Source organism: Corallococcus sp. bb12-1 (genome assembly GCF_026626765.1).
In the GTDB taxonomy this organism is placed as follows: Bacteria; Myxococcota; Myxococcia; order Myxococcales; family Myxococcaceae; genus Corallococcus; species Corallococcus terminator.
The window spans coordinates 1,036,963-1,062,226 of sequence record NZ_JAPNJZ010000018.1 but is presented as its reverse complement, the minus strand read 5'-3'; the positions used below and the strand labels follow the sequence as shown (position 1 = coordinate 1,062,226).

The following is a 25,264-nucleotide window of genomic DNA, read 5'->3' as shown; positions in this document are numbered from 1 at the left end:
GAAGCACCATGGCTGAGCGCACCTATCGCATCCACATCGCCGCGGAGCTGTCAGGGGTCCGCGTGGAACTCATCCGGGCCTGGGAGCGCCGCTACGGAGTGCTCGTCCCGGAGCGCACGCCAGCGGGCTACCGCGTCTACACCGACCGCGACGTCGCGCTGCTCAAGCGGCTCAAGGCGCTGACGGACGAAGGCGTGGCCATCAGCGAGGCGGCGAAGCTGCTGCCCCAGTTGATGGCGGAGCTGGTCACCGTGCCGGAGCCGCCGGTCCGGAAGGAACGGGCCAGTGGTGACGGGGGAGCGCAGCCCACGTCGTGGCGCGCGGCGGTGATGGCCGCGGCGGAGGCGTATGACCAGCCGCGCGTCTCCCGCATCCTGGACCAGGTGTTGTCGGCCCTGCCGCCCCTGCGCGCGTTCGAGGACGTGCTCGTGCCGGTGCAGCGCGAGGTGGGCGATCGCTGGCACGCGGGGACGCTGTCGGTGGCGCAGGAGCACCTGGTGACGCAGGTGGTGCGCGAGCGGCTGGTGAGCCTGCTGCACGGCGCGCCCGAGGGAGGTCGCAAGCACGCGGTGCTGGCATGTTTCCCGGAGGAGGAGCACGAACTGGGCCTCCTGGGAGCGGCGCTGCGGCTGCGGTACGCGGGCGTGCGGGTGACGCTCCTGGGGCAGCGCGTGCCGGCGGAGGGCCTGGGAGAGACGGTGGCGAGGGCCCGTCCGGACGTGGTGGGCCTGTCGGCGGTGATGAACCGGGGCGCCACGGTGTTCGAGGATGTGCTCCGGCGCTTGCGTGAGGCATTGCCGAAGGAGCTGCCCGTCTGGGTGGGCGGCCCCGCGGCCCAGGCGCACGCGGACGTGTGCGAGCGCCTGTGCGTGAGGCTGTTCATGCACGAGGACGACTGGACGCGCCTTTCGGGCTGAAGGCAGTCACCGGGCGTCACTGCCGGTAGCGCAGAAGCCGTGGACTGGCCAGCGCCGTCTCGGCCTGGGATTCCGTGCGCCCGGCGTCTTGGGCACTCATCATGGATTGATACTGAGCGCCCAAGGACTGTGAGTCAACTGACTGCCCATTCGAGTTTATTGCGATTCGCCTTGAAGCAAGGATAGCAAGATGGTTTGAGGAATGTGGCGTTGTGGTCGGTGCCGCAAACATGGCAGTACATTTCAGGCTCTGATTTTTCGCCATCCCAATCGTCATGGCACTCCCGACAGTAGGGGTGTGTTGGACGAAGGGGGATCTCATCCTGGCAGCGGATGCAATGTCCAGCAGGCTGGGGCGCAATTGCCGGCTCAGTCTTTTTCCGCTGCGGGGCCGGAGTCGGACTTGGCGGAATGGGAACGGGGATTTGTGGTGGGACCTCTGGCTTGGTGCGCTCAATGGAGATCTGGACTTCGTCACTCATCCGCAGCAGTCGTTGCACCTCTTCGCTGAGGTCCTGATAGACAACGGAGTCCTCGGCTTTGCTGATGTAGATACCCATCTCCGCGTTGTTGACCTGAGAGAATTCATAGAGATTCATCGAGGTGATGATGGCCTCGGACTCATTCAGGTAGCACTTGGCGTGAAGGTTCTTGCAGAAGCTAAGGCGGATCGACTTTACGCTCTGGATCCATTCCGTTTCACTTGGTTGGAGTTCGCTCTTTCCGTAAATAATGCGAATATCTAGTTTGAATGCATCTCGTTCCATCAACGATTGTTTCACGCGCTCGTTGATTTTCAGGTAGGGGCTGACGAGGATGAGCTTCTCCTTCGCCTTGTTGATTAGTTGTTGCAGATGGTAGGAGACGCCTGTGGTGTCGAGAAACTTGGCCATGGGCGGTATTGGACGGGGATGACTGGCGGCTCGTCAACCATGGGGTGCCTTGGACCCGTTACTGGTCTTATGCTGCCCGGCGGCCTGCGGTTCCTCCTTGGTGGCACTCAGCCCGCCAGCGCTTCGATGGCCTTCGCCTGGGCGTCGATGAAGCGCCCATAGTCCTCGTCCACCTGATCCGAATAGGTGCAGGCGAACTCCGCGACGGCTTCATCGAAGTGCTCGCTGCTGCCCAGGTAGCCCGCGATGAGGGCGGCATCCCCGGTGCGCGCATGGGCTCGCGCGAGCGTCGAGCCGCACGCCTCCGCGTAGTCCAGGAACACCGGGGCATCCATCTTCTCCGCGTCCAGCGCGCCCTTCATGTCGCGCAACTGGCGCACATAGAAGGCGCCCATGCCCTCCACTTCCGTCCATCCCAGGAAGAGGTCGGAGAAGGCCTGCATGCGTCGCTGGCCCACCACCACGCGCTCCCCCGCGCTGCCGAACTCACTGGGGCCCAGGTAGGGCTCCAGCACGGAGGCTTTCGCCTCCTTCAACTGCAACACCAGTGGATCCTTCCCCCCGTTGCCTTCGCAGAGCACGACGTAGGCCTGCAATCCCACGCTGCCCACGCCCACGACCTTGAAGCCCCACTCCTTGCGCTGGTAGCGCAGACACAGGTCGCGCACCGCGCCGTCCAGCGACGCGAGGTAGCCCACCGTGAGCTCCTTGATGCGCCGCTCCAGCTCCGCGGAGGAAACATCCATCTTCACCGCCGACAGGGGGAAGAGCAGGGGAGGCTGGTAGGCCAGGTGGCGCTGGCCGTTGCGCTCCACGGTGAGCTTCTCCACCGCGTGCGCACTGGTGCGGCGCTTCGCCTTCTCCACGGCTTCCGCGGCGAGCTTCGCGGTGTCCTCGGATTCAGCGCGCCGCAGCTCCTTCGCGTCCACGTGCAACGACCACACGTCCAGCAGGCTCCGCGTCGTCAGCTCGCGCATCATGAGGCGGTAGGACTCCACCGCCTTGCGCGCGGCCTTCCTGCCGCAGCGGCCGCCCAGGCCGTTCTGTTTCGCCGCGACGACGAAGCTGGCGGCCAGACGCTTCACGTCCCATTCGAAGGGGCCGGGGAGGGTCTCGTCGAAGTCGTTGAGGTCGAAGATGAGGTTGCGCTCGGGCGTGCCGAACAGGCCGAAGTTGCTCAGGTGCGCGTCGCCGCAAATCTGGCTGTGCAGGCCGCTGTGGGGCGTGTGCGCCAGGTCGCGCGCCATGGCGAAGGGTGTGCCGCGCAGGAAGGCGAAGGGGGATTCGGACATGCGCTCGTGCCGCACGGGCACCAGCCAGGGCAGCCGGGTGGCGTCGGATTCCTTCAACTGCGCCAGCGGGTCACGTCCCCGGAACGGCTTCCACGCGGCGTGGCTGCTGCGCGGGCAGCGCTTGCGCAGGGCCCGGCCGGAGTCCATGCGTTCGTCCACGCTCCGGAAGTCCACCTCGTGCAGCCGTGAGGGTTTGAGCTTCTTCGGGGGGCGACGAACGCGCTGCTGCTTCTGGGTGGACACGAGGGGAACCTTCGCGGCTCCCAACTCCGATTTGCCGTCCGCATCCATGGGGTGTGTGACTCCTCGGCGCGAAGGTGGTGGCGCCGGGGTCGGACGGGAAGCGTCCTGCGCTGGAAAATCATCCCGGCCGGAGGGCGGACGGGCACGGAGTGTTCACCGCTGGGCGGGCGTCACGGGTGGTGTGAGCCCCCTGCATTCGTCGCGCTTCGCAGAACGCCAGAAGCCTCAGGCTTCTTCGTCGGGGAGGAGCGTGAGCAGTAGCTCGTCGTCGGGGCTCAGCGGGCGCCATCCAGGTGGAGGTGGTGTGGCGCGGAGCACGACCCGGGCCTGCTTGACGCGGGCCTTGTGGGTATCTGGGGTGTCCGCGGTCCAGATGCCCATGGTCTTGGCGATCTCGAAACGGTTGGCGTCGTCCATCACGGCGGGCCAACCATCAGGAAGGTTTTCCGTGAACTCACGCACGAAGACATCGCGCACGAATCGAGTGACCTGCTTGCGCCGCTCCGCCTCGGCAAGCAGCCCGGTGAACACCTGCACTCCTGCGATGTCGTCCTTGCCCAACTCCTCGGCCAGGTCCACCAGCGAGACCGTAGGGCGGGCCTCGGCGAAGGCCGTGAGCGACGAGTAGCCGCGCTCACGGACCCTCTCATATAGGCGAACCTTCCAGTTGCCTTCCCAGGAGCGTCCGTCAGTCATGGCCATCTGCCAGGAGGTGGAGTCGCGCCATCAAGCGTCCAACTCCGGTTTCTGCGTGGGTGTGCCCCTCGCAGCAACTCGCGGTCCCGTCGATACGGTCATGCCTCCTCGTCGGGAAGGAGCGTCCGCAGAAGTTCGTCGTCGGGGCTCAGCGGGCGCCATCCAGGTGGAGGCGGATGGGAGAGAAGTTCCATCATGATCCGTCTTGCGCGTGCTTGATGGTCTTCAGGGGTGTAGGCAATCCAGCCACTGAGTGCCTTGGCGACCGCGAAGCGGTTCGCGTCGTCCAGTACGGAGGGCCATCCGTGGGGGAGGTCCTGGGCCAACATGCGCACGAGTACATCGCGCTCGAAGCGCGTGACCTGCTTTCGCTGTTCCGCTTCGGCGAGCAGTCCGCTCAACACCTGGACCCCTGCGATGTCATCCCTGCCCAGCTCTTCGGCCAGCGCCACCAGTGATGCGGTGGGACGGGCCTTGGCAAAAGCGGTGAGCGAAGCGAACCCCCGCTCGCGGACCCGTTCATGCAGGCGAACCTTCCAGTTGCCCTGCCAGGAACGGCCGCCGGTCATCGTCGTCCTCCCCGAATGAAGTTCATCGGAATGTCGGCCGCCTGCATATGCGCCGCGACGATGTTCAAGATCTCGTTTCGCGTCAACATCCTGCCGACTGCGGATTCTGCGTCTCGAAGTCGACCCATGATCATCCTGTTCCACTCGCCAGCCCACGTCCGCCCCAGGCGCCAGTTGCCTCCACCGTGAATCGCCTCGTGGTGCGCCTCCTCCATCCTGACGCAGAACTGATCGATATCCATTGCGCCCTTGAAGCCGCGCTTCTCGAACCACTCCCGGTGTTCCCGCGGCAGGACATGGTGCTTCGGCGCATCGGACATGCCGGCTCCGGCCCTGCCGGTCTCGTGCATGCCGCGAACCTCGGGGCTGTCGCCCAGAGCGTCGCGTACACCCTGGGGCAGGTCCCGGTTCGACTGCGACATCATCACCTGACCGGCGTGGACGCGGATGGCGGAGCTGACGGCGGGCACGGAGATGACGCCCGCCTGCACCAGCCTGCGCATCCTCTCCACCCATTCAGCGGAGACGACCACGCGCGTGCCCGTCATCACGCCGCCGGAGCCCATCGCGAGTCCCACGCCAAGCATGGCGGGCGCCGCAGGGGGACGCTTGGGGAGTGACATCCTCAGGGTGGAGACCAGGGTGAGCATCTCCATGAACTGCGCCACCGCGATGACCTTGCCCGCGCGCTCCGATGCCACCCGTGCGCCCTCCTGGATGGACTGGAACTCGCGGGTGAGCTGCGCCATCAGCACGGGAAGCGCACGGGCGGTGGCCTCCACCTGCTCGGGCTCCAGCGAAGCGAGCGCCGTCATGGAGGGCTCGATCAACTTCTGCACGCGGTCCATGTCCACGAACAGGCGCTCGGTCCCATAGAACGGACACTGCTCTCGTACCGCCTCCGCCAGCCGGAGGAAGTCGAGCCACGCCGCGAGCAGCATGGCACCGGACATGGCGGCCTGGAGCCGTGGACCCGTCATCCGCAGCAGGCCCACCGCCATGTCCGCATCCGCGACCGCTTCGGAGGTGTTCGCCAGCAGCGCGACGCTTCCCTGTGCGCCGCGAAGCCAGGGCAACTGACTGGAGCCGTAGTCGGTGTAGCGGGTGAACACGTCCCAGTCGCCGCGCGAATCCAGCTTCGACAACGCGCGGGCGATGCTCTCCGTGGAGCCCTTCACGTCGGCGATGGCATCGAGGACCGCCTGACGGGTCGGCGTCGCGTCCTGCCCACCCAGGTCCTCTCCTGGATGCTGACCCCGTGACCGTGGCTCCGGTACCTCCACCGGAGGACCCGAAACCACGTGCCGCGCATGGTTCAGCCGCATCCTCCGTCCGGGCCCCGGCGATGGAGAGGCACATCCCGTGGTCAGCAGCACCACGCTCAACACCAGGGCTCCTGTTCGCATGGCCCATGATCGCCTGTTCGCGAGAGGAAAGGACAGCCGCGCTCCAGGCTCCCCGAGACGTCAAGGAGCAGCCCGTCCGCGGTTTGCGTCCCGGCCTGACTCGGCCGCGTGACGCCAGGACGCACGCGGCGCGCTCTCGCCGCGCGGCTCCGAGGGAGCACGAGCGCGCACGCGATGGCGCGCCCCTTGCTCTTGCGTGGAGGCGGCCCTGACGCCCGTCACCTCCGCCGGGCGCGGGCCTTCCTCTCAACCTGGAGCCCACACCATGCGACCCATGTATCAGTACGGCACGGCCGACGTTCGCTACGGCCAGTACGTCCAGTTCGGCGGGCAGTGCCCGCTCGACCTGAGCGGTAACACGTCCTACGCCATCGGTCTCTGGCTGCGCCCGCGCGCCCCAACCTACGACGGCAAGCTGCTGGGGTCCGGATCGAGCTGGTACCTGGGGCTGCACGGCCTGCAGTTGACGTTCAGCCTCCCGGGCATGTCGTCGCGTCAGCTCTCGGAGCTCGAACTGCGGCCCGACGAGTGGCAGTACGTCCTGATCAACTTCGAGTCGACTGGCACCAGCGCCGGCAACTACACGGTGTACGTGGACGGCACGGTCCTCATCGAAGGGAGCCAGTCCAACATCACCCGCAGCACGGCGCCGTTCGTGCTGGGCATGAGCTGCGACGCGCAGTTCTTCAACGTCGCCTTCTGGTCCGCCGCGAAGTCTGGAGACCAGCTCAAGCCGGTGTGGGACGTGCCGCAGCCGGACCCGACGCTCGCCGCCTGCTACAGCTTCAGCGACGGCTCCGGCGCGGACGTCTCCGGACACAACCTGGGCCAGGCCAGCCTCCTGAACGGCGCGCAGGTGGTGATGCTGGCCCCTTCGCTGCGGCTGGTGAACGCGGCGGCGCAGCCCTCGCCCCGTGACGGCCTCACGATGTCGGCGGACGGCGGCCCCTTCAGCGTGCAGGCGTGGTTCCACCTCGAAGCGCCCTCTCCCTACCAGGCGGACTCGCACACCCTGTTCGCGTGTCTGGACAGCGTCAGCAACGAGGGCTTCACGCTCGGCCTGCAGTGGGACGAGACTGGGTACAACCTCCAGACCTCCGGGTACGTCTCCGACGGCAAGCGTGGCTGGGGGAAGAGCACGCGGTTGCCCCCCGGCGCGTGGCACCACCTGGCGGCCACCTATGACGGCAGCACGCTCATCCTCTATCTGGACGGCGAACTCACCCTGGAGATCCCCGGGGTCGTCCAGCCGACGCTGGCGCAGCCCGTCTGGCTTTTCGGCGCCCAGCCCAGCTCCCGCATCGCGGGCGGGGCCGCCTACGACTTCCAGGGTCACCTCCAGGCGGCGGGGCTCTGGTCCCGGGCGCTCTCCGCCAGCGAGGTGCAGCAGTACATGTCGCAGGACCCCAGCGACGTCGACGGCTGCGTGGCGTACTACGCGTGGAACGGCACTGTCCTGGGCAACCAGGTGACCGGCAACCCGCCGCTGTTCCACAACACGGCCACCCCCAGCCTCGTCGTCACGCCGCCCTCGGACTCCACGCCGCCTCCGGGCTCGGACGTCGCGGCGCAGCAACTGGCGAAGGCCGACCCGCCGTTGCCCTCCGCCCAGATGAGCTTCGCGGAGCCGGTGGCCTTCCCCGCGCAGAAGCTGCTGACGCAGGACCAGGCGCAGGCCGTCCTCGCCTCCCTGGAGCCCCTGCTGGCCACCCTGCCCGAGTCGACGCGTGAGCGGATGCGCTCGCTCTCCCGCGACAACCTGTACCAGGGGCTGGCGCGGGTGGGCGGACCCGGGGGCACGCCCGTGGGCGCCTTCACCGGCCAGGTGGAGGGCAACCACTTCGTCTATTACCACCACACCGCGCAGGGCAAGGTGGAAGCCGGCCGGATGGAGCTGAGCGTCAACACCGAGTGCATCGGGTGGATCGTCACCGTGGCCGCGACCGGCTTCTCCATGCTGCTGGCGGCGTTCGGGGTGGGCTTCGCCGGTGCGCGGCTCATCTCCCCCATCCAGAAGGCCGTCACGGAGAGCACCGCCCTTCTCAACACGGTGAAGAGCGTGGCGGAGAGCTCCGTCCAGGACGCCGACAGCATCATCCGGATCATCAAGGCGTTCTACACGGCGGGGACCCTGGGCAAGATCTTCGGCGCCGTGTTGACGGGCAGCTGGTTCACCATCGCCGCCAACTGCGCCATGCTCCTGTTGCAGGTCGCCGCGCTGTGGGCCACGGGAGGCGCCTACGTGGCCATCGTGATCCTCCAGCTCGTGGCCAACTTCGCGCTCTTCGTCTACGCCCTCACCCAGAAGCCGGCCGGCTGCTGACGTCCGCACCGCCTTCTCCGTGTCCCGGGGCTCCCGCTCAGGCGGGGGTCGCGGGCACGGGGCGGGCCCGCGGCCTCCACGCCGAGGCCGCGAGGCCCGTTGCGCTCGCGAGGCGCGGGTGAACGACCAGCCAGGTCGCTGCACGCGGCCTCATTCGCAGCGAGTAGGCTCATGCCCATGGTGCGAGGCGCATTCATCCAGGAGCAGGGCTTCGGGCGCATGGAACCCGAGATGCAGGCCCTGTTCGACGAGCTTCGGGCGAGGGGCGTGCCGGTTGAATCATTTTCCGCGAAACGGCTCGCGCGCAGCCAACTCCCGCTTGCCCGCGGCCTCCTGGTGGCGGGCGATGTCCCCACCGTCCTGGGGGCCTTGAAGCAACTGGGCATCGAACCCCCCGAAACCCGGGACTATCCACCGAGTCTGACGGGCCTGCTCCACCGGCGCGTCTGGTCCAGCACGGTCCGGCAACTGACCGCCGACGTGCTCCATGGCTCGGGGCCTCCGGTGTTCGCGAAGCCCCATGGCCGTCGCAAGCGGTTCACCGGCCATGTCTTCTCCAGCGCGGAGGATCTCCTCTGGCTGGAGCGTGCGTCCGCGAGCACGCCCATCCTCTGCTCGGAGGTGGTCCAGTGGCTGAGCGAGTACCGCGTGTTCGTGGTGAAGGGCGCCGTCGTGGGCCTCCGTCACTACGCCGGTGATGCATCCCTGCGGGTGGACGAGGCGGTGGTAGCGAGCGCCGTCCAGGCGTTGGCGTCCGCGGGTGAGGGCACCGCGGGGTACGCGGTGGACTTCGGCGTCCTCGACTCGGGGCAGACGGCCCTGATTGAGTGGAACGATGGTTTCTCGCTCGGCGCCTATGGCCTGGAGCGCGGTCCCTACACCGAGCTGACCCTGGCGCGCTGGTGTGAGCTGACCCACGCCGGGTGATTCAGGCTCGGGAGTTTATTCCCACGCGCTCAGCGTGCTGCCTGAAGGACATCCACACCCGCGCGCGGGCCCGAAGGGTTTCCTCTCCAGCAGGCCCACCCCTATCGTGATGGACACCCACCCACGACGGAGTGAACGCATGGGCAGCTACGAGGACTTCTACCGGCACTCCCTCGACCAGCCGGATGCGTTCTGGGCCGAGCAGGCCCGCCTCATCGACTGGGAGCGCCCGTTCGACCAGGTGCTCGATGCCTCGCGCCCTCCCTTCGCGCGCTGGTTCGTCGGGGGCCGCACCAACCTGTGTCACAACGCAGTGGACCGGCACCTGGCCACCCGCGCGAATCAGCCCGCGCTCGTCTTCGAGTCCACCGAAACCGACCAGCGGCGCCAGTACACCTACGCGCAGCTCCACGCGGAGGTGAACCGCGTAGCGGCCATGCTGCGCGAGCTGGGTGTGGGACGCGGCGACCGCGTCATCGTCTACATGCCCATGGTGCCTGAAGCGCTCTTCACGCTGCTGGCCTGCACGCGACTGGGTGCCATCCACTCCGTGGTGTTCGGCGGCTTCGCGGCGCACAGCCTCGCGATGCGCATCGACGACGCGCGGCCCGTGCTGCTGGTGACGGCGGACGCGGGCATGCGCTCCGGCAGGGTCGTGCCCTACAAGCCGCTGGTGGATGAGGCCCTGATGCTCGCCCAGCACCCTCCCGCGCGCGTGCTGGTGTTCAACCGGGGGCTCGTTCCCGGCACCTCGCTCACGCCAGGACGCGACGTGGACTTCGCCACGCTGGGACAGAAGCACGAGGGCGCCCTGGTGCCCGTGGAGTGGCTGGAGTCCTCCGAACCCAGCTACATCCTCTACACGTCCGGCACCACCGGGAAACCCAAGGGCGTGCAGCGCGACACGGGGGGCTACGCGGTGGCCCTGGCGGCATCCATGCGCCACATCTACACGGGCCAGCCCGGCGAGGTGATGTTCACGGCCAGCGACATCGGCTGGGTGGTGGGCCACTCGTACATCGTCTACGGCCCGCTGCTGAATGGCATGACGACGGTGCTCTACGAAGGCCTGCCCACCCGGCCGGATGCCAGCATCTGGTGGCGGCTGGTGGAGGAGCACAAGGTCAGCGTGATGTTCACGTCGCCCACCGCCATCCGCGTCCTCAAGAAGCAGGACGCGTCCTTCCTGAAGCGCCACGACACCTCCCGCCTGCGCTACCTGTTCCTCGCCGGCGAGCCGTTGGATGCGCCCACGCATGCGTGGATTTCGGATGCGCTGCCCGCAACGCGGGTGCTGGACAACTACTGGCAGACGGAGACGGGCTGGCCCATCCTCGGACCTGTTCCCGGAGTGCAGGCGCGTCCGCGAAAGCTGGGCTCCCCCGGCGCGGCCATCTATGGCTACCGCGTGAAGCTGCTGGATGGCATCAGCGGCGCGGAGGTGACGGCCCCGAACCAGAAGGGCGTGCTGGTGATTGAACCGCCGCTGCCGCCGGGGTGTCTGTCCACGGTGTGGGGTGACGACGAGCGCTTCGTCTCCACCTACTTCTCCAGCTTTGAAACACCTGCCTACAACACGTTCGACTGGGCCACTCGCGACGAGGACGGCGACTACTTCATCCTCGGCCGCACCGATGACGTCATCAACGTGGCCGGCCACCGCCTGGGCACGCGTGAAATCGAGGAGGCCATCAGCGGCCATCCGGCCATCGCGGAGGTGGCGGTGGTGGGCGTGAAGGACGAACTCAAGGGCCAGGTGGTGATGGCCTTCGCCGTGCCCAAGGACCCCACCCGTCTCCAGCGCGATGAGGACCGCGCCGCCCTGGAGCGCGAGGTGATGGACACCGTGGGCCGCACGCTGGGCGCCGTGGCCCGTCCTGCCCAGGTGCACCTGGTGGCCAACCTTCCCAAGACGCGCTCCGGCAAGCTGCTGCGCCGCAGCATCCAGGCCGTGGCCGAGGCGCGCGAGCCGGGCGACCTCACCACCATCGAGGATCCCACCGCGCTGGAAGGTATTCAGGCCGCCATGAAGACGCGGGGACCCAAGGGGTAGTCGGGCTCGCCTCCCGCATCCACATCATCTGCGCGCTTGGAGAGACTGCCACCCTCAACCCCGCCGCTTCGGCTCGCGCTTCACGCCGGGCGCGCTGGGGTCCTTCGGCAGGTGCCGCAATCCCATCCACCCGAGCGCCGCGACATGCCGGGCCACGTTCTCCGTGGAGAACGCCTTGCCCTCCGCGGCCCACCAGTGCCCCACCTGGGTCACCATGCCCACGAGCGCGTTGGCGTAGATGGGCGCGACCTTGGAGGAATAGCCCGCGCGTTCGAACTCGCTGCGGAAGACGTCCCCCACGCGCTGCGCCAAATCGTCGATGACGCGCGTCAGCCCGCGCCGAGCCACCGCCGTGGGTGAGTCGCGCGTCAGCACCGCGAAGCCGGCGGGCTCCTCCTTCACGTAGCCCATGAACGCCAGCACGGCCTCCTCGAAGCGCTCCCGGGGCGTGCCCTGCGCAATGCGCTGCGACACGCGCGCCACCAGGTCCTCCATCTCCCGGTCCACGATGGCCGCGTACAGCCCCTCCTTCGCGCCGAAGTGCTCGTAGACGATGGGCTTGGACACGCCCGCCTGCTGGGCGACCTCTTCAATCGAAGTCGCCTCGTAGCCCTTCGAGGCGAAGACCGACCGCCCGACCTCCATCAACTGGACCCGGCGCTCCGCGCCTGTCAGCCGTTGCTTCTTCTTCAAGTTGACCTCGAACCTACCCACACGTAACTTACCCGCCCGAAACCTACCATTCTGTAGGCAAGACGAGGAGTCGTTACCGTCATGAAGTGCTTCGTCTTCCAGGATATCGCGGCCCGCGGGGTGTGCTCATGACCACGGCGGTCCTGGCGTTGGAGAAGCCGAAGCTGCGGGGCGTGCTGCACCAGTGGGCGGCGGCGTTCGCGGTGGGGGCGGGGGTGGTGCTGGTGGCGCTGGCGCCCACGCCGCGCACCGCGCTGGCCTCGGCGCTGTATTCGTTGAGCCTGGTGGGTCTGTTCGCCATCAGCGCGACCTACCACCGCGTGAACTGGGCCCCCAGGGGCCGTGCGTGGATGCGGCGGATGGACCACGCGGCCATCTTCCTGCTCATCGCGGGCACGTACACGCCCGTCGCGATGTTGGGACTGCCGGAGGAGCTGGGCAACCGGCTGATGCTCTACATCTACGTCGGGGCCCTCGTCGGCATCCTGCAATCGCTCTTCTGGGTGGGCGCGCCGAAGTTCATCACGGCGGCGCTGGCGGTCTCGGTGGGGTGGATCATGATGCCGTACTTCGGTGAGGTCTTCCGCGCGCTGGGCGCCGGTGGCGGTGGGCTCATCATCGCCGGAGGCATCGCGTACACGACGGGCGCGCTGGCGTATGCCTTCAAGCGCCCCAACCCCATCCCCGGCGTCTTCGGCTACCACGAGGTCTTCCACGCGCTGACCATCGTGGGCGCGGGCTTCCACTTCGTGCTGGTGCTCCAGATGGTGCGCGCGGCGGGGTAGGGCGCTTCCTTCATCGCCGGGACCCGCGCGCTTCGAGCGCTGGCACCCCTGACATGGATGGCCCATGGCTCCGAGGGGCTCCTGCCGTTAGAGTCCTGGCGGAAGGATTGACGCCAAGGGGGCTCGGTGAAGGCTGTGTTGATGCGATGGCTGGGATGGCAAGGCGTACCGGTCGTGTCGCTGCTCTTCGTGCTGGTAGGATTCGCGTTTCTCCTGCCCTTCCCAAGCCTCTTCACGGGGATGGGAACCATCTACTACTACCTGGCGGGGATTGCCGTGGGCCTGGCGGCTCTGGCGGCCCTGGGCATGCGCTTCCGGGTGGTGCGTGGCCTGGCACGTTTTATAGCCAGTGTCTCGTTGGTGTTCGCGTCGTTCTTCCTCCTGCGAATGTGGGGGCAAAATTACGAGACGCGCTCTTTCAATCGGTTGCATGCGGTCGCCCCCAGGGCCTGCCAGGAGGCAGCCGTTGACGGTGCGAGCGACGAGGACGCCCTGCGTCGTGGGCTTGAACTGGCGGGTTCGTCGCCCGAGGATCGGTATTTCCTCTACCTCTCATGCGAGAGGGACGGCGCGGAGACGTCCTTCACGGACGGGTTCGACCTCTATGGGACGCTCAAGTCAGATGCAGGGGTTCTGCCGTAGCATGAGGCCATGATTCCCGAGGGACTCCGCAGTTGAAGTCCTGGAGGGGGCGGTGGATGCTACGGGGCTCAATGGAAGGCACTGGGTTGAGAGGGCTGTTGGGATGGCGCGGCGTGCCAGTCGTGTCGCTGCTGCTTGTTCTGGCAGGACTCGCGCTGCTTCTGCCCTTCCCAAGTGCATACGGGCACCTGTGGAGGATCGACCACTCCCTGGTAATCATTGCCGCTGTCTTGATGGCCCTGTCCGTCCTGGGCATGCGCTTCCAGATGGTGCGTGGACTGGCACGCTTCATCGCCGTTTTTTCGATGGTGTTCGCGTTGCTCGTCTTCATGCGGATGTGGGGGGTGAGCTACCAGATGCGCTGGTTGTATCGGGTGCATGCGGTCGCTCCCCAATCCTGCCGGGAAGGGGGCCCCGTGGGTCCGCGTCATGACGAAGCCGTCGAGCGGCGTGCGTTCGAACTGGCAGGTCTGCCTTTGGAGGAAGGGGATTTCCTGTCGATTGAATGCACGGAGGATGGCGCGGAGGTTTCGACCTTGGTGCTTCTGGACAAGGGATGGACCCTCACTCCAGACGGAGAGCTCCAGGGCTAGCGAGGCGTTGGAGCGCACCCGCGACCTTCACCGCGCCGCGACCGCCAGCACACGCTTGCGGCCCTTCTGCCCCAGATACGCCTCGCCCCAGTGCTTCAGGGCGAGGATGACCTCGCGCAGCGTTTGTCCCTGCGCGGTGAGGCTGTACTCCACGCGCGGCGGGACTTCCGCGTACACCTTCCGGTGAACGAGCCCGCTCGTCTCCAGTTCACGCAGGTGCTGCGTCAGCATCCGCTGCGTCACGTCCGGGATGCACTTGCGCAGCTCTCCGAAGCGCAGCGTGCCTTCGAGCAGGTGGTAGAGGATGAGCCCCTTCCACTTGCCGCCAATCAGGTCCAGCGTCGCGGAGACGGGACATCCCGCGGAGCATTCGTAGGTCTTGTGCCGGGCCATGGTTCCCTTTTCGTGCTTAGGGCGCGATCAGAAATTAGTTAGTCGAATAGTGGAATAGACAGGCGACCGAGCGTGTTGGCCGGAGATGGACGCGGAAAAGGCCGTGGCGGAGCGCTACCAGGCACTCCGAGACGTCATGGATGAGCGGGTGACGCGCCGCTGGGCAGGGGCCGAGGCACTCGCGCTGGGGCGCGGCGGCGTCACTGCGGTCGCACGGGCGACGGGCTTGGCGCGCATGACGGTGCGCGCGGGGCGCGACGAGGCGAGCGGAAAGAGTCCTCCAGGAGAGCTGGTGCGGGTGCGGCGCAAGGGTGCGGGCCGCCCCCCGGTGGAAGTGGCTCAGCCGGGGCTGACGGAAGCCTTGGAGTCGCTGGTGGACCCGGTGACGCGGGGAGACCCGGAGTCGCCGCTGCGCTGGACGTGCAAGAGCACGAGGGTGTTGGCCGCGGAGTTGAAGAAACAGGGTTATGAAGTGAGCCCGCAGAAGGTGGGGGAGCTGCTCAAACGCCAGGGCTACAGCTTGCAGGCCGGGGCCAAGTCGCTGGAGGGAGAGTCGCATTCCGACCGCAACGCCCAGTTCGAGCACATCAACGCCCAGGTGGGGGAGTTCCAGCAGCGGGGGCAGCCGGTCGTTTCGGTGGACACCAAGAAGAAGGAGCTGGTGGGGGAGTTCAAGAATGGAGGTCGCGAATGGCAGCCGGCAGGGGCGCCAGTGCTGAGCCTGACGCATGACTTCCCGGACACGGCAGTGGGCAAGGCGATTCCCTATGGCGTGTACGACGTCGGGGACAACAGCGCCTGGGTGTCGGTGGGAGTGGACCACGACACGCCCGTCTTCGCCGTCAATAGCATCGCCACCTGGTGGCGCAAAATGGGCCAGGAGCGCTATCCCGAGGCGCAGCAGTTGCTGGTGACGGCGGACTCGGGCGGCAGCAACAGCGCGCGAAGCCGGGTGTGGAAGGCAGAGTTGCAGCGACTGGCGGACACGACGGGATTGTCCATCAGCGTCTGTCATTTCCCTCCCGGCACGAGCAAGTGGAACAAGGTGGAGCATCGCCTCTTCAGCCACATCAGCATGAACTGGAGAGGCCGTCCGCTGGAGGACTACGAGACGGTGGTGAACCTCATCGGCACCACGACTACCGCCAAGGGCCTGAAGGTGAATGCACGGCTGGACCGGCGGCGCTACCGCACGGGAGTCAGCGTCTCTCAGGCGACAATGCACCAACTCCGCCTCATCCGCTCAGACTTCCATGGAGACTGGAATTACGTCCTCAAGCCCATTTCGGCCAAGTAATTTCTGAGCGGACCCTTACCGGCCGAAATAGTGCGTACTTGTCCACATCCACCTTCAGGACGATGTTGGCACGCAAGGAGACTCCCATGCGAGCCGTTGCCCTCTACAAGTACCTCCCCAGCGATCATCCCGAAGCCCTCGTCGACGTGGAGCTGCCTGCGCCCACGCCCGGCCCCGGTGACCTGCTCGTGCGCGTGCACGCGGTGTCCGTCAACCCCGTGGACACCAAGGTGCGCGCTCCGAAGGAGAAGGTGGAGACCGAACCCCGCGTGCTCGGCTGGGATGCCGCTGGCGTCGTCGAGGCCGTGGGCTCCGACGTGAAGCGCTTCCGCCCCGGGGACGAGGTCTACTACGCGGGCTCCATCGCCCGGCCGGGCACCAACTCCGAGCTGCACGTCGTCGATGCGCGCATCGTCGGCCGCAAGCCCAGGAGCTTGTCGTTCGCCCAGGCCGCCGCGCTGCCCCTCACCGCCATCACTGCCTGGGAGCTGCTGTTCGAGCGGCTGGGCGTCTCCCGTGAGAAGGGCGGACCGAAGGACGCGGTGCTCATCGTGGGCGGCGCGGGCGGCGTCGGCTCACTGGCCACCCAGCTTGCGCGCCAGCTCACGAACCTCACCGTCATCGCCACCGCGTCGCGTCCGGAGACCGTGGCGTGGTGCACCGCCCAGGGCGCGCACCACGTGGTGGACCACCGGCAGCCCCTGGCGAAGCAGGTCCTGGCGCTGGTGCCGGAAGGCGTCCGCTACGTCCTGGCGCTGACGGCGACGGAGCAACACTTCCCGCAGCTCGTGGAGGCGATGACGCCCTTCGGACAGCTGGGCATCATCGACGACCCCCAGTCGCCGCTGGACGTGTCCGCGATGAAGCGCAAGAGCCTGGCGCTCCACTGGGAGCTCATGTTCACCCGCTCGCTCTTCAACGCGGATCCGCTCTCCCAGCAACGGCTGCTCGACGCCGTGGCGGACCTGGTGGACGCGGGCACGGTCAAGACCACGATGGCGCAGGACTTCGGCCCCATCATCGCCGCCAACCTGCGGCGCGCGCATGCCGCCGTGGAGACCGGCCGCACCGTGGGGAAGATCGTGCTCAGCGGCTTCCCCTGAGCCACGCGGACACGCGGTCCGGTCGGGCGAGCAGCCAGCCTTGCCTCGGCAACGCCCGCCTGCCCGGTCGCGGGGTATGAGAACGGTGCACATCTTCGCCATGCGTTGACCAGCCCCTGGCGAGGTGTGGACCATGAAGAAGACGGTGGCGGACCAGTTCGCGGAAGTCCTGGCGCTCGCAGGGGTGAAGCGCATCTACGGGGTGGTAGGCGACAGCCTCAATGCCCTCTCCGAAGCCCTGCGCAGGCGCGGTGACATCGAATGGGTCCCCATGCGCAACGAGGAGGCCGCGGCCTTCGCGGCGGGCGCGGAGGCGCACCTGACCGGGCAGCTCGCGGTGTGCGCCGGGAGCTGCGGCCCCGGCAACCTGCACCTCATCAACGGCCTCTATGACTGTCACCGCAGCCGTGCGCCGGTGCTGGCCATCGCGGCGCAGATTCCGTCATCGGAGCTGGGCACCGGCTACTTCCAGGAGACGCATCCGGAGTCGCTCTTCCGCGAGTGCAGCCACTACTGCGAGCTCGTCTCAGCGGCCAACCAGATGCAACGCACGTCGGAGATCGCCATCCGCAACGCGGTGGGCAAGCGGGGCGTGTCCGTGGTGGTGCTCCCTGGCGATGTCGCGCTTCAAAAGGCGGAGGACGCACGGGCTCCCACGCCCGAGTCCCTGTTGATGTCCCCGTCCCAGGTGACGCCCTCCGCCGAACAGGTGCAGCGGATGGCCGCGCTGCTCAACAGCGGGGCCCGCGTGACGCTGCTGTGTGGCGCGGGCTGTGAGGGCGCGGGGCCGCAGGTGGTGGAGCTGGCGCGCAAGCTCCAGGCGCCCGTCGTCTCCGCGCTCCGGGGCAAGGAGTTCGTGGAGAAGGACAACCCGCACTTCGTGGGGCTCACGGGCCTCATCGGCTACGCGTCCGGGTACTGGGCGATGATCGACTGCGACGTGCTCCTGATGCTGGGCACGGACTTCCCCTACCGGCAGTTCTATCCAGACACCGCGGACACGCACATCATCCAGGTGGACCTGCGCGCGGAGAACATCGGCAAGCGCACGCGGGTGGACCTGGGCGTGGTGGGCAGCGTGGCCGCCACGGTCCAGGCGCTCCTGCCCCGCATCGAGGCGAAGAAGGACACGAAGCACCTGGAGCGCGCCCTGGCGCACTACCGCAAGACGCGGGAGGAGCTGGACGGGCTGGGCCGGGGCACGGTGGGCCGCAAACCCATCCATCCGCCGCAGGTGGCCCGCGCGTTCGACCTCCAGGCGTCCGACAGCGCCATCTTCACCTGTGATGTGGGCCTGCCCACGGTGTGGGCCGCGCGCTACGCGACGATGAAGGGCCAGCGGCGGCTGGTGGGCTCGTTCAACCACGGCTCCATGGCCAGCGCGCTGGCGCAGGCGATTGGCGCGCAGAAGGCCTTCCCGGACCGGCAGGTCATCTCCTTCTCCGGAGACGGCGGCTTCACGATGTTGATGGGGGACTTCATCAGCCTCGTGCAGTTGGAGCTGCCCATCAAGGTCGTGGTGTTCAACAACAGCTCCCTGGGCTTCGTGGCGATGGAGCAGCAGGTGGGTGGCATGCTCGACGTGGGCACGTCCCTGCGCAATCCCAACTTCGCCGCGCTGGCGGAGGCCGTGGGCATCAAGGGCCTGCGCGTGGAGGACCCGGGCGACGTGGACGCGGCCGTGCAGCAGGCGCTCGCGACGCCGGGGCCCGTGCTGGTGGACGCCGTGGTCAGCAAGGCGGAGCTGGTGATACCGCCGAAAATCACCGTCTCCATGGCCGCCGGCTTCACCCTGTTCGGGGTGAAGGCCCTGCTCAATGGCCGCACCAATGAAGTGCTGGAGCTGGCGCGCACCAACCTCTGGAGGTGAAGCCTGGGGGAAAGCCCTGGAGTTCCCATGGGTTGGGCGCTTCGGCGCCCGGGGGCGGAAAAAATAAACAGGGCCGCGAATCCATTCGCCCGGTGGCTGCCTCTTATCGTGCGTAGGGGGATTTTCCCCGCCGCACGAGGTCCGAAGAAGCGCCATGGATTCGCCCACGCCCCCCAACGCGATGCTGCTCGCGGCCCACGCCGGGGACCGCGATGCGATGGTCCAACTGCTCCAGGTCTACCGCCCGAACCTCCGGCGGTACGCGCAGCAGCGCTGCCTCATCAGCGACGTGGACGACGCGGTCCAGGAAGCGCTGCTCGTGATGGCGCGCCACCTGGGCGCGGTGCGGAAGCTGGCGTCGTTCTCCGGCTGGATGTTCAAGGTGGTGCAGCGCGAGTGCCGCCGGCTGGGCCGCGTCGCCTTCAAGCAGGACCCGTACGAAGAGGCGCTCGTCGACCAGTGGATGGCCGCGCACACGCCGGACTCGCTGCGGATGGACCTGGCGGCGGCGATGGAGTCGCTGCCTCCGCATTATGCGCAGGTCGTGTTGCTGCGTGACTTCGAAGAGCTGTCCATCCGCGAGATCGCCGAGCGCCTGGAGCTGGATGTGCCCGCGGTGAAGAGCCGCCTGCACCGCGCCCGCGTGATGATTCGCGAATACCTGCTGGCCTGATTTTCAATCCCATTGCTGTCCGGAGTCTTCCCATGGCGAACCCCATGTCCCTGCTTGGCATCCTCCACACCGTGGTCAGCCTTCCCCCCCTCGTCTTCGGCGTCTGGGGCTTCGTGCGCGACGGTCGGATCGACCCCACGAACCGCGTGGGCAAGGCCTACGTCGTCAGCATGGTGACGTCGGTGGTGACGTCCTTCGGGCTCTCCAGCACGGGCGGCTTCAACCCGGGCCATGGGCTGGGGCTGCTCGCGCTGCTGCTGATGGCGGTGGGGGCGCTGGCTCCCCGACCGGCGGATGGACGCGCCACGACCTACCTGCGGATGCTGACCTACTCGGCCAGCTTCATGGTGCTGCTGGTGCCGGGCATCAATGAAACGCTGACCCGCCTGCCCGCAGGCCAGCCGCTCGCGGACAGCCCCCAGCACCCGCTGGTGCAGTCGGCGCTGGCGATCCTGCTGGTGTCGTTCCTCAGCGGCGCCACGTATCAGGTGGTGAAGCTGCGCGGGCAGACCCGGCCGCAGGTGTCCCCCCAGGCGTGAGGTAGGGGCGGAATGCCCCCCGGCCGAGAAAAAAGAAGGGGTGTGTCGATTTGGAGGCGCTTCAAACGACGTGGAGGTAGAGGCAGGGCCTCGACCGAGCTTCCAAACCCCCCGAACCCGCAGCACGCTGTCAGGAGCACGCCATGGGAACCGCCACGCCTTCCAGGACCGACGCAGTGGAAGCACACCCGAAGAAGTCGCTCACCCGCTTCCTGCCCACGGTGGCCCGCGTGTTGATGGGGGCCCTCTTCCTCTTCGCGGGCCTGAATGGCTTCCTCAACTTCGTTCCGCCGCCGGCGAAGCTTCCCCCGGAAGGGGCTCTGGCCTTCAGCAAGGCGATGATGGACACCGGCTACCTGTTCCATCTGGTGAAGGGCACGGAGGTGCTGGTGGCGGTGCTGCTGCTGGCCAACCGCTTCGTGCCGCTGGCGCTGGCGCTCATCGCCCCCGTCCTCGTCAACATCTTCGCGTTCCACGCGTTCCTGGCGCCGGAAGGCGCGGGGCTCGCCGTGGTGCTGCTGGCCATCGAAATCTTCCTGGCCTGGACGTACCGGGCGGCGTTCCGCCCGATGCTCGCGATGCGCGCTACGCCTTCCGTGACGACTCGCGAAGCTCCATGAGCAGGCGGCCCAGCATGTTGCCGCCGCTGCCGTCCCCGCCGTCGCCCCAGTAGTCGTCGTTCTCGGTGTGCTCCACCAGCTTGGCATCGCCGGTGGCCTGAAGCAGACGGGCGAGGTCCTCGTGCTGGGCGAACTTCGCCTGGAGGGCCTCGCGCATCACGGCCACCTTCACCGACTCCCAGTCGCGCCGCAGCTTGCGCTTGCGGTCCCTCCCCATGCGCGCCGCGAGCATCGGGGAGTTGGCGCGGCGGATCTCCTCCTGGTCCTTGGCGTCCGCGAACTTCTGGGCCTGGAAGTAGTGCTCGGAGGTGGGCCAGGTCTTGCCCCGGGCCTTGATGGGGTAGGGCGCGAAGTTCGAGCACCACCCGTAGTCATCCGTCACGCTGTAGAAGTTGATGACTTCCGCCATGGGGTCCCCCGTGAGGGGGCCGAGCTTCGCGCACCGGGGGCCCCGCTGGCTACGCCAGGCGCTTCAGGTCGATGACGAAGCGGTATTTCACGTCGCCCTTCTGAAGCCGCTCGAAGGCGTCGTTGATGCCCTGGATGGGGATCAGCTCGATGTCGGAGACGATGCCGTGCTTGCCGCAGAAGTCGAGCATCTCCTGCGTCTCCGGCAGCCCCCCGATGGAGGAGCCGGAGAAGCCCAGGCGCTTGATGAGGAGCGGGAGGACGGAGACCTCCAGCGGCCGTTCCGGCACGCCCACGATGGACAGGTGCCCGTCGCGCCTCAACAGTCCCAGGTAGGCATTGATGTCATGGACCGCGGAGACGGTGTCGAGGATGAGGTCGAACCGGCCTGCCTGCGCGGCCAGCGCCTCCGGGTTCGAGGACACCACCAGTTCGTGCGCCCCCAGCCGGAGCGCGTCCGCCCGCTTCCTGTCGGACTGGCTGAACACGACGACGTGCGCGCCCATCGCCCGCGCGAGCTTCACGCCCATGTGGCCCAGCCCGCCCAGCCCCACCACGCCCACCCGTTTGCCGGGACCGACCCGCTGACGGCGCAGGGGCGAGTACGTCGTGATGCCCGCGCACAGGAGCGGCGCGACGGCCGCCGGGTCCAGGTTCGCGGGAATCCTCAGGGCGAAGTCCTCGTCCACCACGATGGCTTCCGAGTAGCCGCCCAACGTGGGCGTCTTCCCGTCCTTCTCCAGGGCGTTGTACGTCTGGACGTTGCCGGTGGTGCAGTACTGCTCCAGCCCTTCCTGGCAGCTGTCGCAGGTGCGGCAGGAGTCCACCAGGCAGCCGACCCCCGCCAGGTCCCCCGTCTTGAACTTCTTCACCTCGTTGCCCACCCGGACCACGCGGCCCACGATTTCGTGCCCCGGCACCAGCGGGAAGCGGGAGAAGCCGAGCTCGTCGCGGGCCATGGTCAGGTCGCCATGGCAGACGCCGCAGTAGAGGATGTCGAGCTGCACGTCGCGCGGACCGGGATCGCGGCGCTCGAACTGGAAGGGGGCCAGGGGAGAGCGGGCGTCCTGCGCTGCGTAACCACGAACGGGAATCATGGGCATGGGCTCCTGGGGACTGCGTGACGCCAGGAATGATGGGGGACGCCCACGCTTCTCGAAACGGATGGAATCGAGACATGGAATGTAGGAAAGCTTCCGAATGGCCTTCACACCCCTCAATGCCTTGAACGCCTTCCTGGTGGTGGGCCGTCGGCGCAGCTTCGCCGCGGCCGCCAACGAGCTGGGCATCTCCCCGTCCGCGCTCAGCCAGTCGGTGCGTCAGTTGGAGGCGCGGCTGGGCGTGCCGCTGCTCACCCGGACGACGCGCAGCGTGTCGCTGACGGACGCGGGGCAGCGCCTGCTGGAGCGCGCGGGGCCCTCCGTGGAGAACGCCCTGGAGGCGCTGCGGACGGCCACCGCCAGCGCGGGCGAGGTGACGGGACGGGTGCGCCTGTCCGTGCCCACCATTGCCCTGTCCACCGTCGTCACGCCCATCCTGCTGCGCTTCGCCGCGCGTCACCCGCGCGTGGAGGTGGAGCTGCGCGTGGAGGACCGCTTCGTGGACATCGTGGCGGAGGGGCTGGACGCCGGCATCCGCCCGGTGGAGGCCCTGGAGCGAGACATGGTGCAGGTGCGGCTGTCGAAGCGCTACCGCTTCGTGATCGTGGGCTCGCCCGCGTACCTCAAGCGCAAAGGCACCCCCCAGCGCCCGGAGGACCTGCTGGAACACGACTGTCTGAACATCATCATGCCCTCCTCCGGGGTGCGCTACGCGTGGGAGCTGGAGCGCGGCAAGAAGACCTGGCGCATCCCGGTCCGGGGACCCCTGCTCTGCACCAGCGAGGCGACGCTGATGACCCTGGCGGAGGCGGGGCTCGCGCTGATGTATGCCTTTGAGCCCACGGTGATGCCGAGCCTGAAGCGCGGCACCCTGCGGTGTGTCCTGGAGCCCTACGCGGCGACGGTGGACGGACTCTTCCTCTACTTCCCCAGCCGCGCGCAGGTGTCCCCCGCGTTCCGCGCCTTCGTGGACGTGGCCCGCGAGGTGACGGCCGAACGGCCCTGACGTCAGTCGCGCGGCGGCGCGCGGCGGCGGTCCACGAAGCCCGTGCGGATGTCCTCCTCGCCCGCGCTGTTCTTCAGGCCCACCAAGGGGATGGTGGCGGGGACGCCCGCCCACGCGCCCAGCCGCTCCAGGGCCACGGCCCGGTCCGCTTCGGGCAGGGTGCGGATGCTGGAGCCGTGGTTGCCGCCCGGCACGTAGAACCGGTACGAGTCATTGCGCGAGCGCACGTCGAACGCGCCCGTGGACCAGGGGTCGTTCTCTCCGTACACGAAGAGGATGCGCTGCCCGAACGCCTTCACCCAGCCTTCGATGAGCGGCATCGCGAAGGGGTTGAACTTGTAGGGCTTCATGTCGAAGGGCACGAGCGCCCTCGGGTCGTAACCGCCGGGGTAGCGCTGGACGCCGCGCAGGTGGCGCTCCTCGGACGCGTAGCTGCCCAACTGCGTGGCCGCCTGGAAGTCATAGGGCGCGTAGTAGTCCAGGTCGGAGTCGCTCATGTAGGAGAGCCCGACGATGGCGTCCAGGAAGTCCACCAGCTCTTCGGCGGTGGCGCCCGGCGCGGGGATGTCGCCGCACCGCGAGGCGTTGCCGTACTGCCAGAACGCGAAGGCGAACTCGAGGACGGTGAACTCCAGGGCCTTGTCATGGCCGAGCAGCTCGTAGGACAGCCACTGCGTGCGCGCGTCGAAGACGGCCTCTGTCTCCGCGCGCCGCTCCAGCACCTCGCGCTGGAAGCCGCGGATCCGCTCACGGCATTCGGGCGTGCCCCGCTTGCTCAAGAACGCCACATAGCGCGGGTCCTGCGTCCCGTAGCTGTTCGGCGCGACGTAGGCCACCGTGGCGTCCACGTCGTTCGGGTAGAAGGCCCGGTGGTACACGGACGTCATGCCGCCCTTGCTGGCGCCGGTGCTGATCCACTTGCCGGCGAAGAGCGGCTTGAACGCCTGGACGATGCGGTGGTGGTCCGCCGCGGCCTGCTCGATGGTGAGCAGCTTCCAGTTCGCGGGGTTGGGCCGGGAGGGTTCGAAGAAACGGTGCTCCACCATCAACTGGTTGGCCTGGAGCAGCGCCGTGGGCTCCAGTCGGTAGGACTGCGTGCCGATGGCGTAGCCGCTGCTGCCCAGCACCATGGGCGCCTCCGCGCTGACGAAGCGCAGGGTCAGCCGCTGCTGGAACCGGGTGCCTTCCGGGTGCCAGTGGTCCGCGGGCTGGTCATAGCTCAGCACGAAGTGCCGCACGCCCGGGGCCGGAGGCGGCGCCTCGCGCACCACCGTGAGGCCTGGGATGGCCTGCAGCGCGGTGAGGATGTCGCCCGGCACCGCGTCGTGGATGAGCTGCTGCGTGCCGGCCACGGCTTCGGACGGAGCGGGGAGCACCTCGTCGGCCGGAAGTTCGGTGCCGCCACAGGCCTGGAGCCCCAGGGCGAGCGCGGCCGCGAGAAGCGAAGGACGTCGGAAGAAGCGTGTCATGTGAAAGCCCTCCTTGTTGGAATACCCGGCGGAAGATGCCGGGTTCGCATTCCGTGCAGAAGGACTTCCCAGGTGCGGCCGGCCAATGCTTGCTCACGGAAAGCATCAACCTTCGCGCAACAGCTCCTTGCCTTGACCCAGGCGCTTCGCGAGTTCGCGGTAGGCCCCTGCCTTCTGCGCATCCCAGGCCTGCGCATCCAGCACCTTCCCCAACGCCTCCGTGATTTGACTGGAGTGTCCGTTGAGGTGCGTGTCCGCGCGAACCACGTCCACGGCCTCCGCCCGGTCATCGGCCACCACCACCCGGGCCGTCAGGAGGTCCGCATAGGTGGAGTGGTCGTTGTAGTAGGTCCACGCCACGCCCTTCACGGAGATGCTCCCCAATGACACCAACTCGCCGTGGAAGAGCAGGTTGCTGGCCGTGAGCGCTCCGCCGACGAAGAGCAGGGCGTAGTCGAAGCCTTCGTTGATGATGTTGCCCTCCACCACCAGGTCGCCCGCGACGAGCAGGCGGGACTGCTCATCGAGGATGAGGTGGCCCTTCACGTGGACGCGGCCCTCTTCGAGGAGCAGGTCCTGGCCCTCGGAGAGCTTCAGGTCTCCGTCCACCTGTTTCGTGGTGGGGGTGGGCGAAAGCGTGGCCTTGAGTCGCGCCCGCTTCGCGGCCGTCCCACACACGTCGTGGAGCGAGGACTGTTCAAGCAGTGTCTGGAGCGGTGTCATGGCGGATAACTAGCATTTTCAACGCTGCTCC

The 25,264-nt window shown here is 67.8% G+C and carries 25 protein-coding genes; 14 read left to right on the top strand and 11 right to left on the bottom strand.

Annotation, left to right across the window (positions count from 1 at the left end):
- The first annotated feature begins 8 nt into the window (after positions 1–8).
- Entirely contained in the window at positions 9–917 is a 909-nt protein-coding gene (locus OV208_RS24980; protein ID WP_267576386.1) for a MerR family transcriptional regulator, read from the top strand.
- A 134-nt stretch (positions 918–1,051) separates the two neighbouring features.
- Here the strand turns inward: OV208_RS24980 and OV208_RS24975 are convergent, their stop codons facing one another.
- From OV208_RS24975 to OV208_RS24955, 5 genes are all read right to left on the bottom strand, one after another.
- A complete protein-coding gene (locus tag OV208_RS24975; protein ID WP_267576385.1) occupies positions 1,052–1,810 on the bottom strand; it encodes a phospholipase D family protein in 759 nt (252 codons plus the stop codon).
- A 107-nt stretch (positions 1,811–1,917) separates the two neighbouring features.
- Positions 1,918–3,393, bottom strand: coding sequence for a DUF2252 domain-containing protein (locus OV208_RS24970; protein ID WP_267576384.1), 1,476 nt, complete (start codon positions 3,391–3,393; stop codon positions 1,918–1,920).
- 177 nt (positions 3,394–3,570) lie between these two features.
- Positions 3,571–4,041: an NUDIX hydrolase gene (locus OV208_RS24965; protein WP_267576383.1), complete on the bottom strand. Its 471-nt coding sequence runs from the start codon at positions 4,039–4,041 to the stop codon at positions 3,571–3,573.
- A gap of 98 nt (positions 4,042–4,139) precedes the next feature.
- Positions 4,140–4,610: an NUDIX hydrolase gene (locus OV208_RS24960; protein WP_267576382.1), complete on the bottom strand. Its 471-nt coding sequence runs from the start codon at positions 4,608–4,610 to the stop codon at positions 4,140–4,142.
- Positions 4,607–6,016: a DUF2380 domain-containing protein gene (locus tag OV208_RS24955; protein WP_267576381.1), complete on the bottom strand. Its 1,410-nt coding sequence runs from the start codon at positions 6,014–6,016 to the stop codon at positions 4,607–4,609. The genes OV208_RS24960 and OV208_RS24955 overlap by 4 nt, the downstream gene beginning before the upstream one ends.
- 265 nt (positions 6,017–6,281) lie before the next feature.
- On the opposite strand from OV208_RS24955, the gene OV208_RS24950 reads away from it, so the two are divergent.
- From OV208_RS24950 to OV208_RS24940, 3 genes are all read left to right on the top strand, one after another.
- Positions 6,282–8,339 carry a LamG domain-containing protein gene (locus tag OV208_RS24950; protein ID WP_267576380.1) on the top strand — a complete coding sequence of 686 codons (2,058 nt, stop codon included), beginning with the start codon at positions 6,282–6,284 and terminating at the stop codon, positions 8,337–8,339.
- Positions 8,340–8,516: 177 nt separating this feature from the next.
- Positions 8,517–9,266 (top strand): ATP-grasp domain-containing protein, encoded by a 750-nt coding sequence (locus tag OV208_RS24945; protein ID WP_267576379.1) that lies wholly within the window; start codon positions 8,517–8,519, stop codon positions 9,264–9,266.
- A gap of 139 nt (positions 9,267–9,405) precedes the next feature.
- On the top strand, positions 9,406–11,319 hold the full coding sequence (locus OV208_RS24940) for a propionate--CoA ligase (protein WP_267576378.1): 1,914 nt from the start codon (positions 9,406–9,408) through the stop codon (positions 11,317–11,319).
- 54 nt (positions 11,320–11,373) lie between these two features.
- Here OV208_RS24940 and OV208_RS24935 read toward each other — a convergent pair whose 3' ends face one another.
- Complete coding sequence (locus tag OV208_RS24935) at positions 11,374–12,012, bottom strand: TetR/AcrR family transcriptional regulator (RefSeq protein ID WP_244238113.1); 639 nt, start codon at positions 12,010–12,012, stop codon at positions 11,374–11,376.
- A gap of 128 nt (positions 12,013–12,140) precedes the next feature.
- Between OV208_RS24935 and trhA the strand changes: the two genes are divergently transcribed.
- The 3 genes from trhA (at position 12,141) to OV208_RS24920 (ending at position 14,032) form a co-directional block, all read left to right on the top strand.
- On the top strand, positions 12,141–12,797 hold the full coding sequence (gene trhA, locus OV208_RS24930) for a PAQR family membrane homeostasis protein TrhA (protein ID WP_267576377.1): 657 nt from the start codon (positions 12,141–12,143) through the stop codon (positions 12,795–12,797).
- A gap of 174 nt (positions 12,798–12,971) precedes the next feature.
- Positions 12,972–13,439 (top strand): hypothetical protein, encoded by a 468-nt coding sequence (locus tag OV208_RS24925; protein WP_267576376.1) that lies wholly within the window; start codon positions 12,972–12,974, stop codon positions 13,437–13,439.
- 122 nt (positions 13,440–13,561) lie between these two features.
- Positions 13,562–14,032, top strand: a complete 471-nt coding sequence (locus OV208_RS24920) for a hypothetical protein (RefSeq protein WP_267576375.1) — start codon at positions 13,562–13,564, stop codon at positions 14,030–14,032.
- Between the two features lie 27 nt (positions 14,033–14,059).
- Here the strand turns inward: OV208_RS24920 and OV208_RS24915 are convergent, their stop codons facing one another.
- Entirely contained in the window at positions 14,060–14,425 is a 366-nt protein-coding gene (locus OV208_RS24915) for a winged helix-turn-helix transcriptional regulator (protein ID WP_267576374.1), read from the bottom strand.
- An 85-nt stretch (positions 14,426–14,510) separates the two neighbouring features.
- Here OV208_RS24915 and OV208_RS24910 point away from each other — a divergent pair, with 85 nt between their 5' ends.
- The 6 genes from OV208_RS24910 (at position 14,511) to OV208_RS24885 (ending at position 20,527) form a co-directional block, all read left to right on the top strand.
- Positions 14,511–15,722 (top strand): ISAzo13 family transposase, encoded by a 1,212-nt coding sequence (locus OV208_RS24910; RefSeq protein WP_267574262.1) that lies wholly within the window; start codon positions 14,511–14,513, stop codon positions 15,720–15,722.
- A gap of 86 nt (positions 15,723–15,808) precedes the next feature.
- On the top strand, positions 15,809–16,825 hold the full coding sequence (locus OV208_RS24905; protein WP_267576373.1) for a zinc-binding alcohol dehydrogenase family protein: 1,017 nt from the start codon (positions 15,809–15,811) through the stop codon (positions 16,823–16,825).
- Positions 16,826–16,958: 133 nt separating this feature from the next.
- On the top strand, positions 16,959–18,695 hold the full coding sequence (gene poxB / locus OV208_RS24900; RefSeq protein ID WP_267576372.1) for a ubiquinone-dependent pyruvate dehydrogenase: 1,737 nt from the start codon (positions 16,959–16,961) through the stop codon (positions 18,693–18,695).
- Between the two features lie 154 nt (positions 18,696–18,849).
- On the top strand, positions 18,850–19,368 hold the full coding sequence (locus tag OV208_RS24895) for an RNA polymerase sigma factor (protein WP_267576371.1): 519 nt from the start codon (positions 18,850–18,852) through the stop codon (positions 19,366–19,368).
- Between the two features lie 32 nt (positions 19,369–19,400).
- The gene (locus OV208_RS24890) at positions 19,401–19,907 is read left to right on the top strand and encodes a hypothetical protein (RefSeq protein ID WP_267576370.1); all 507 of its coding nucleotides are present in this window, start codon (positions 19,401–19,403) and stop codon (positions 19,905–19,907) included.
- Positions 19,908–20,050: 143 nt separating this feature from the next.
- Positions 20,051–20,527, top strand: a complete 477-nt coding sequence (locus OV208_RS24885; RefSeq protein ID WP_267576369.1) for a DoxX family protein — start codon at positions 20,051–20,053, stop codon at positions 20,525–20,527.
- On the opposite strand, the gene OV208_RS24880 is transcribed toward OV208_RS24885, so the two are convergent.
- A complete protein-coding gene (locus OV208_RS24880; protein WP_267576368.1) occupies positions 20,493–20,936 on the bottom strand; it encodes an NADAR family protein in 444 nt (147 codons plus the stop codon). The two genes, OV208_RS24885 and OV208_RS24880, sit on opposite strands and share 35 nt — an antisense overlap.
- 49 nt (positions 20,937–20,985) lie before the next feature.
- Positions 20,986–22,032, bottom strand: a complete 1,047-nt coding sequence (locus OV208_RS24875; protein ID WP_267576367.1) for an NAD(P)-dependent alcohol dehydrogenase — start codon at positions 22,030–22,032, stop codon at positions 20,986–20,988.
- 103 nt (positions 22,033–22,135) lie between these two features.
- Here OV208_RS24875 and OV208_RS24870 point away from each other — a divergent pair, with 103 nt between their 5' ends.
- Positions 22,136–23,041 carry a LysR family transcriptional regulator gene (locus OV208_RS24870; RefSeq protein ID WP_267576366.1) on the top strand — a complete coding sequence of 302 codons (906 nt, stop codon included), beginning with the start codon at positions 22,136–22,138 and terminating at the stop codon, positions 23,039–23,041.
- 2 nt (positions 23,042–23,043) lie between these two features.
- On the opposite strand, the gene OV208_RS24865 is transcribed toward OV208_RS24870, so the two are convergent.
- Positions 23,044–24,510 carry a S28 family serine protease gene (locus tag OV208_RS24865; protein ID WP_267576365.1) on the bottom strand — a complete coding sequence of 489 codons (1,467 nt, stop codon included), beginning with the start codon at positions 24,508–24,510 and terminating at the stop codon, positions 23,044–23,046.
- Positions 24,511–24,615: 105 nt separating this feature from the next.
- The gene (locus tag OV208_RS24860; protein ID WP_267576364.1) at positions 24,616–25,233 is read right to left on the bottom strand and encodes a hypothetical protein; all 618 of its coding nucleotides are present in this window, start codon (positions 25,231–25,233) and stop codon (positions 24,616–24,618) included.
- Between the last annotated feature and the right edge of the window lie 31 nt (positions 25,234–25,264).

Excerpts from the sequence above, each read along its gene's own strand:
- OV208_RS24980 (WP_267576386.1), top strand. The coding sequence starts at position 9 with ATGGCTGAGCGCACCTATCGCATCCACATCGCCGCGGAGCTGTCAGGG.
- OV208_RS24975 (WP_267576385.1), bottom strand. The coding sequence starts at position 1,810 with ATGGCCAAGTTTCTCGACACCACAGGCGTCTCCTACCATCTGCAACAA.
- OV208_RS24970 (WP_267576384.1), bottom strand. The coding sequence starts at position 3,393 with ATGGATGCGGACGGCAAATCGGAGTTGGGAGCCGCGAAGGTTCCCCTC.
- OV208_RS24965 (WP_267576383.1), bottom strand. The coding sequence starts at position 4,041 with ATGACTGACGGACGCTCCTGGGAAGGCAACTGGAAGGTTCGCCTATAT.
- OV208_RS24960 (WP_267576382.1), bottom strand. The coding sequence starts at position 4,610 with ATGACCGGCGGCCGTTCCTGGCAGGGCAACTGGAAGGTTCGCCTGCAT.
- OV208_RS24955 (WP_267576381.1), bottom strand. The coding sequence starts at position 6,016 with ATGCGAACAGGAGCCCTGGTGTTGAGCGTGGTGCTGCTGACCACGGGA.
- OV208_RS24950 (WP_267576380.1), top strand. The coding sequence starts at position 6,282 with ATGCGACCCATGTATCAGTACGGCACGGCCGACGTTCGCTACGGCCAG.
- OV208_RS24945 (WP_267576379.1), top strand. The coding sequence starts at position 8,517 with ATGGTGCGAGGCGCATTCATCCAGGAGCAGGGCTTCGGGCGCATGGAA.
- OV208_RS24940 (WP_267576378.1), top strand. The coding sequence starts at position 9,406 with ATGGGCAGCTACGAGGACTTCTACCGGCACTCCCTCGACCAGCCGGAT.
- trhA (WP_267576377.1), top strand. The coding sequence starts at position 12,141 with ATGACCACGGCGGTCCTGGCGTTGGAGAAGCCGAAGCTGCGGGGCGTG.
- OV208_RS24915 (WP_267576374.1), bottom strand. The coding sequence starts at position 14,425 with ATGGCCCGGCACAAGACCTACGAATGCTCCGCGGGATGTCCCGTCTCC.
- OV208_RS24910 (WP_267574262.1), top strand. The coding sequence starts at position 14,511 with ATGGACGCGGAAAAGGCCGTGGCGGAGCGCTACCAGGCACTCCGAGAC.
- OV208_RS24905 (WP_267576373.1), top strand. The coding sequence starts at position 15,809 with ATGCGAGCCGTTGCCCTCTACAAGTACCTCCCCAGCGATCATCCCGAA.
- poxB (WP_267576372.1), top strand. The coding sequence starts at position 16,959 with ATGAAGAAGACGGTGGCGGACCAGTTCGCGGAAGTCCTGGCGCTCGCA.
- OV208_RS24895 (WP_267576371.1), top strand. The coding sequence starts at position 18,850 with ATGGATTCGCCCACGCCCCCCAACGCGATGCTGCTCGCGGCCCACGCC.
- OV208_RS24890 (WP_267576370.1), top strand. The coding sequence starts at position 19,401 with ATGGCGAACCCCATGTCCCTGCTTGGCATCCTCCACACCGTGGTCAGC.
- OV208_RS24885 (WP_267576369.1), top strand. The coding sequence starts at position 20,051 with ATGGGAACCGCCACGCCTTCCAGGACCGACGCAGTGGAAGCACACCCG.
- OV208_RS24880 (WP_267576368.1), bottom strand. The coding sequence starts at position 20,936 with ATGGCGGAAGTCATCAACTTCTACAGCGTGACGGATGACTACGGGTGG.
- OV208_RS24875 (WP_267576367.1), bottom strand. The coding sequence starts at position 22,032 with ATGATTCCCGTTCGTGGTTACGCAGCGCAGGACGCCCGCTCTCCCCTG.
- OV208_RS24870 (WP_267576366.1), top strand. The coding sequence starts at position 22,136 with ATGGCCTTCACACCCCTCAATGCCTTGAACGCCTTCCTGGTGGTGGGC.
- OV208_RS24865 (WP_267576365.1), bottom strand. The coding sequence starts at position 24,510 with ATGACACGCTTCTTCCGACGTCCTTCGCTTCTCGCGGCCGCGCTCGCC.
- OV208_RS24860 (WP_267576364.1), bottom strand. The coding sequence starts at position 25,233 with ATGACACCGCTCCAGACACTGCTTGAACAGTCCTCGCTCCACGACGTG.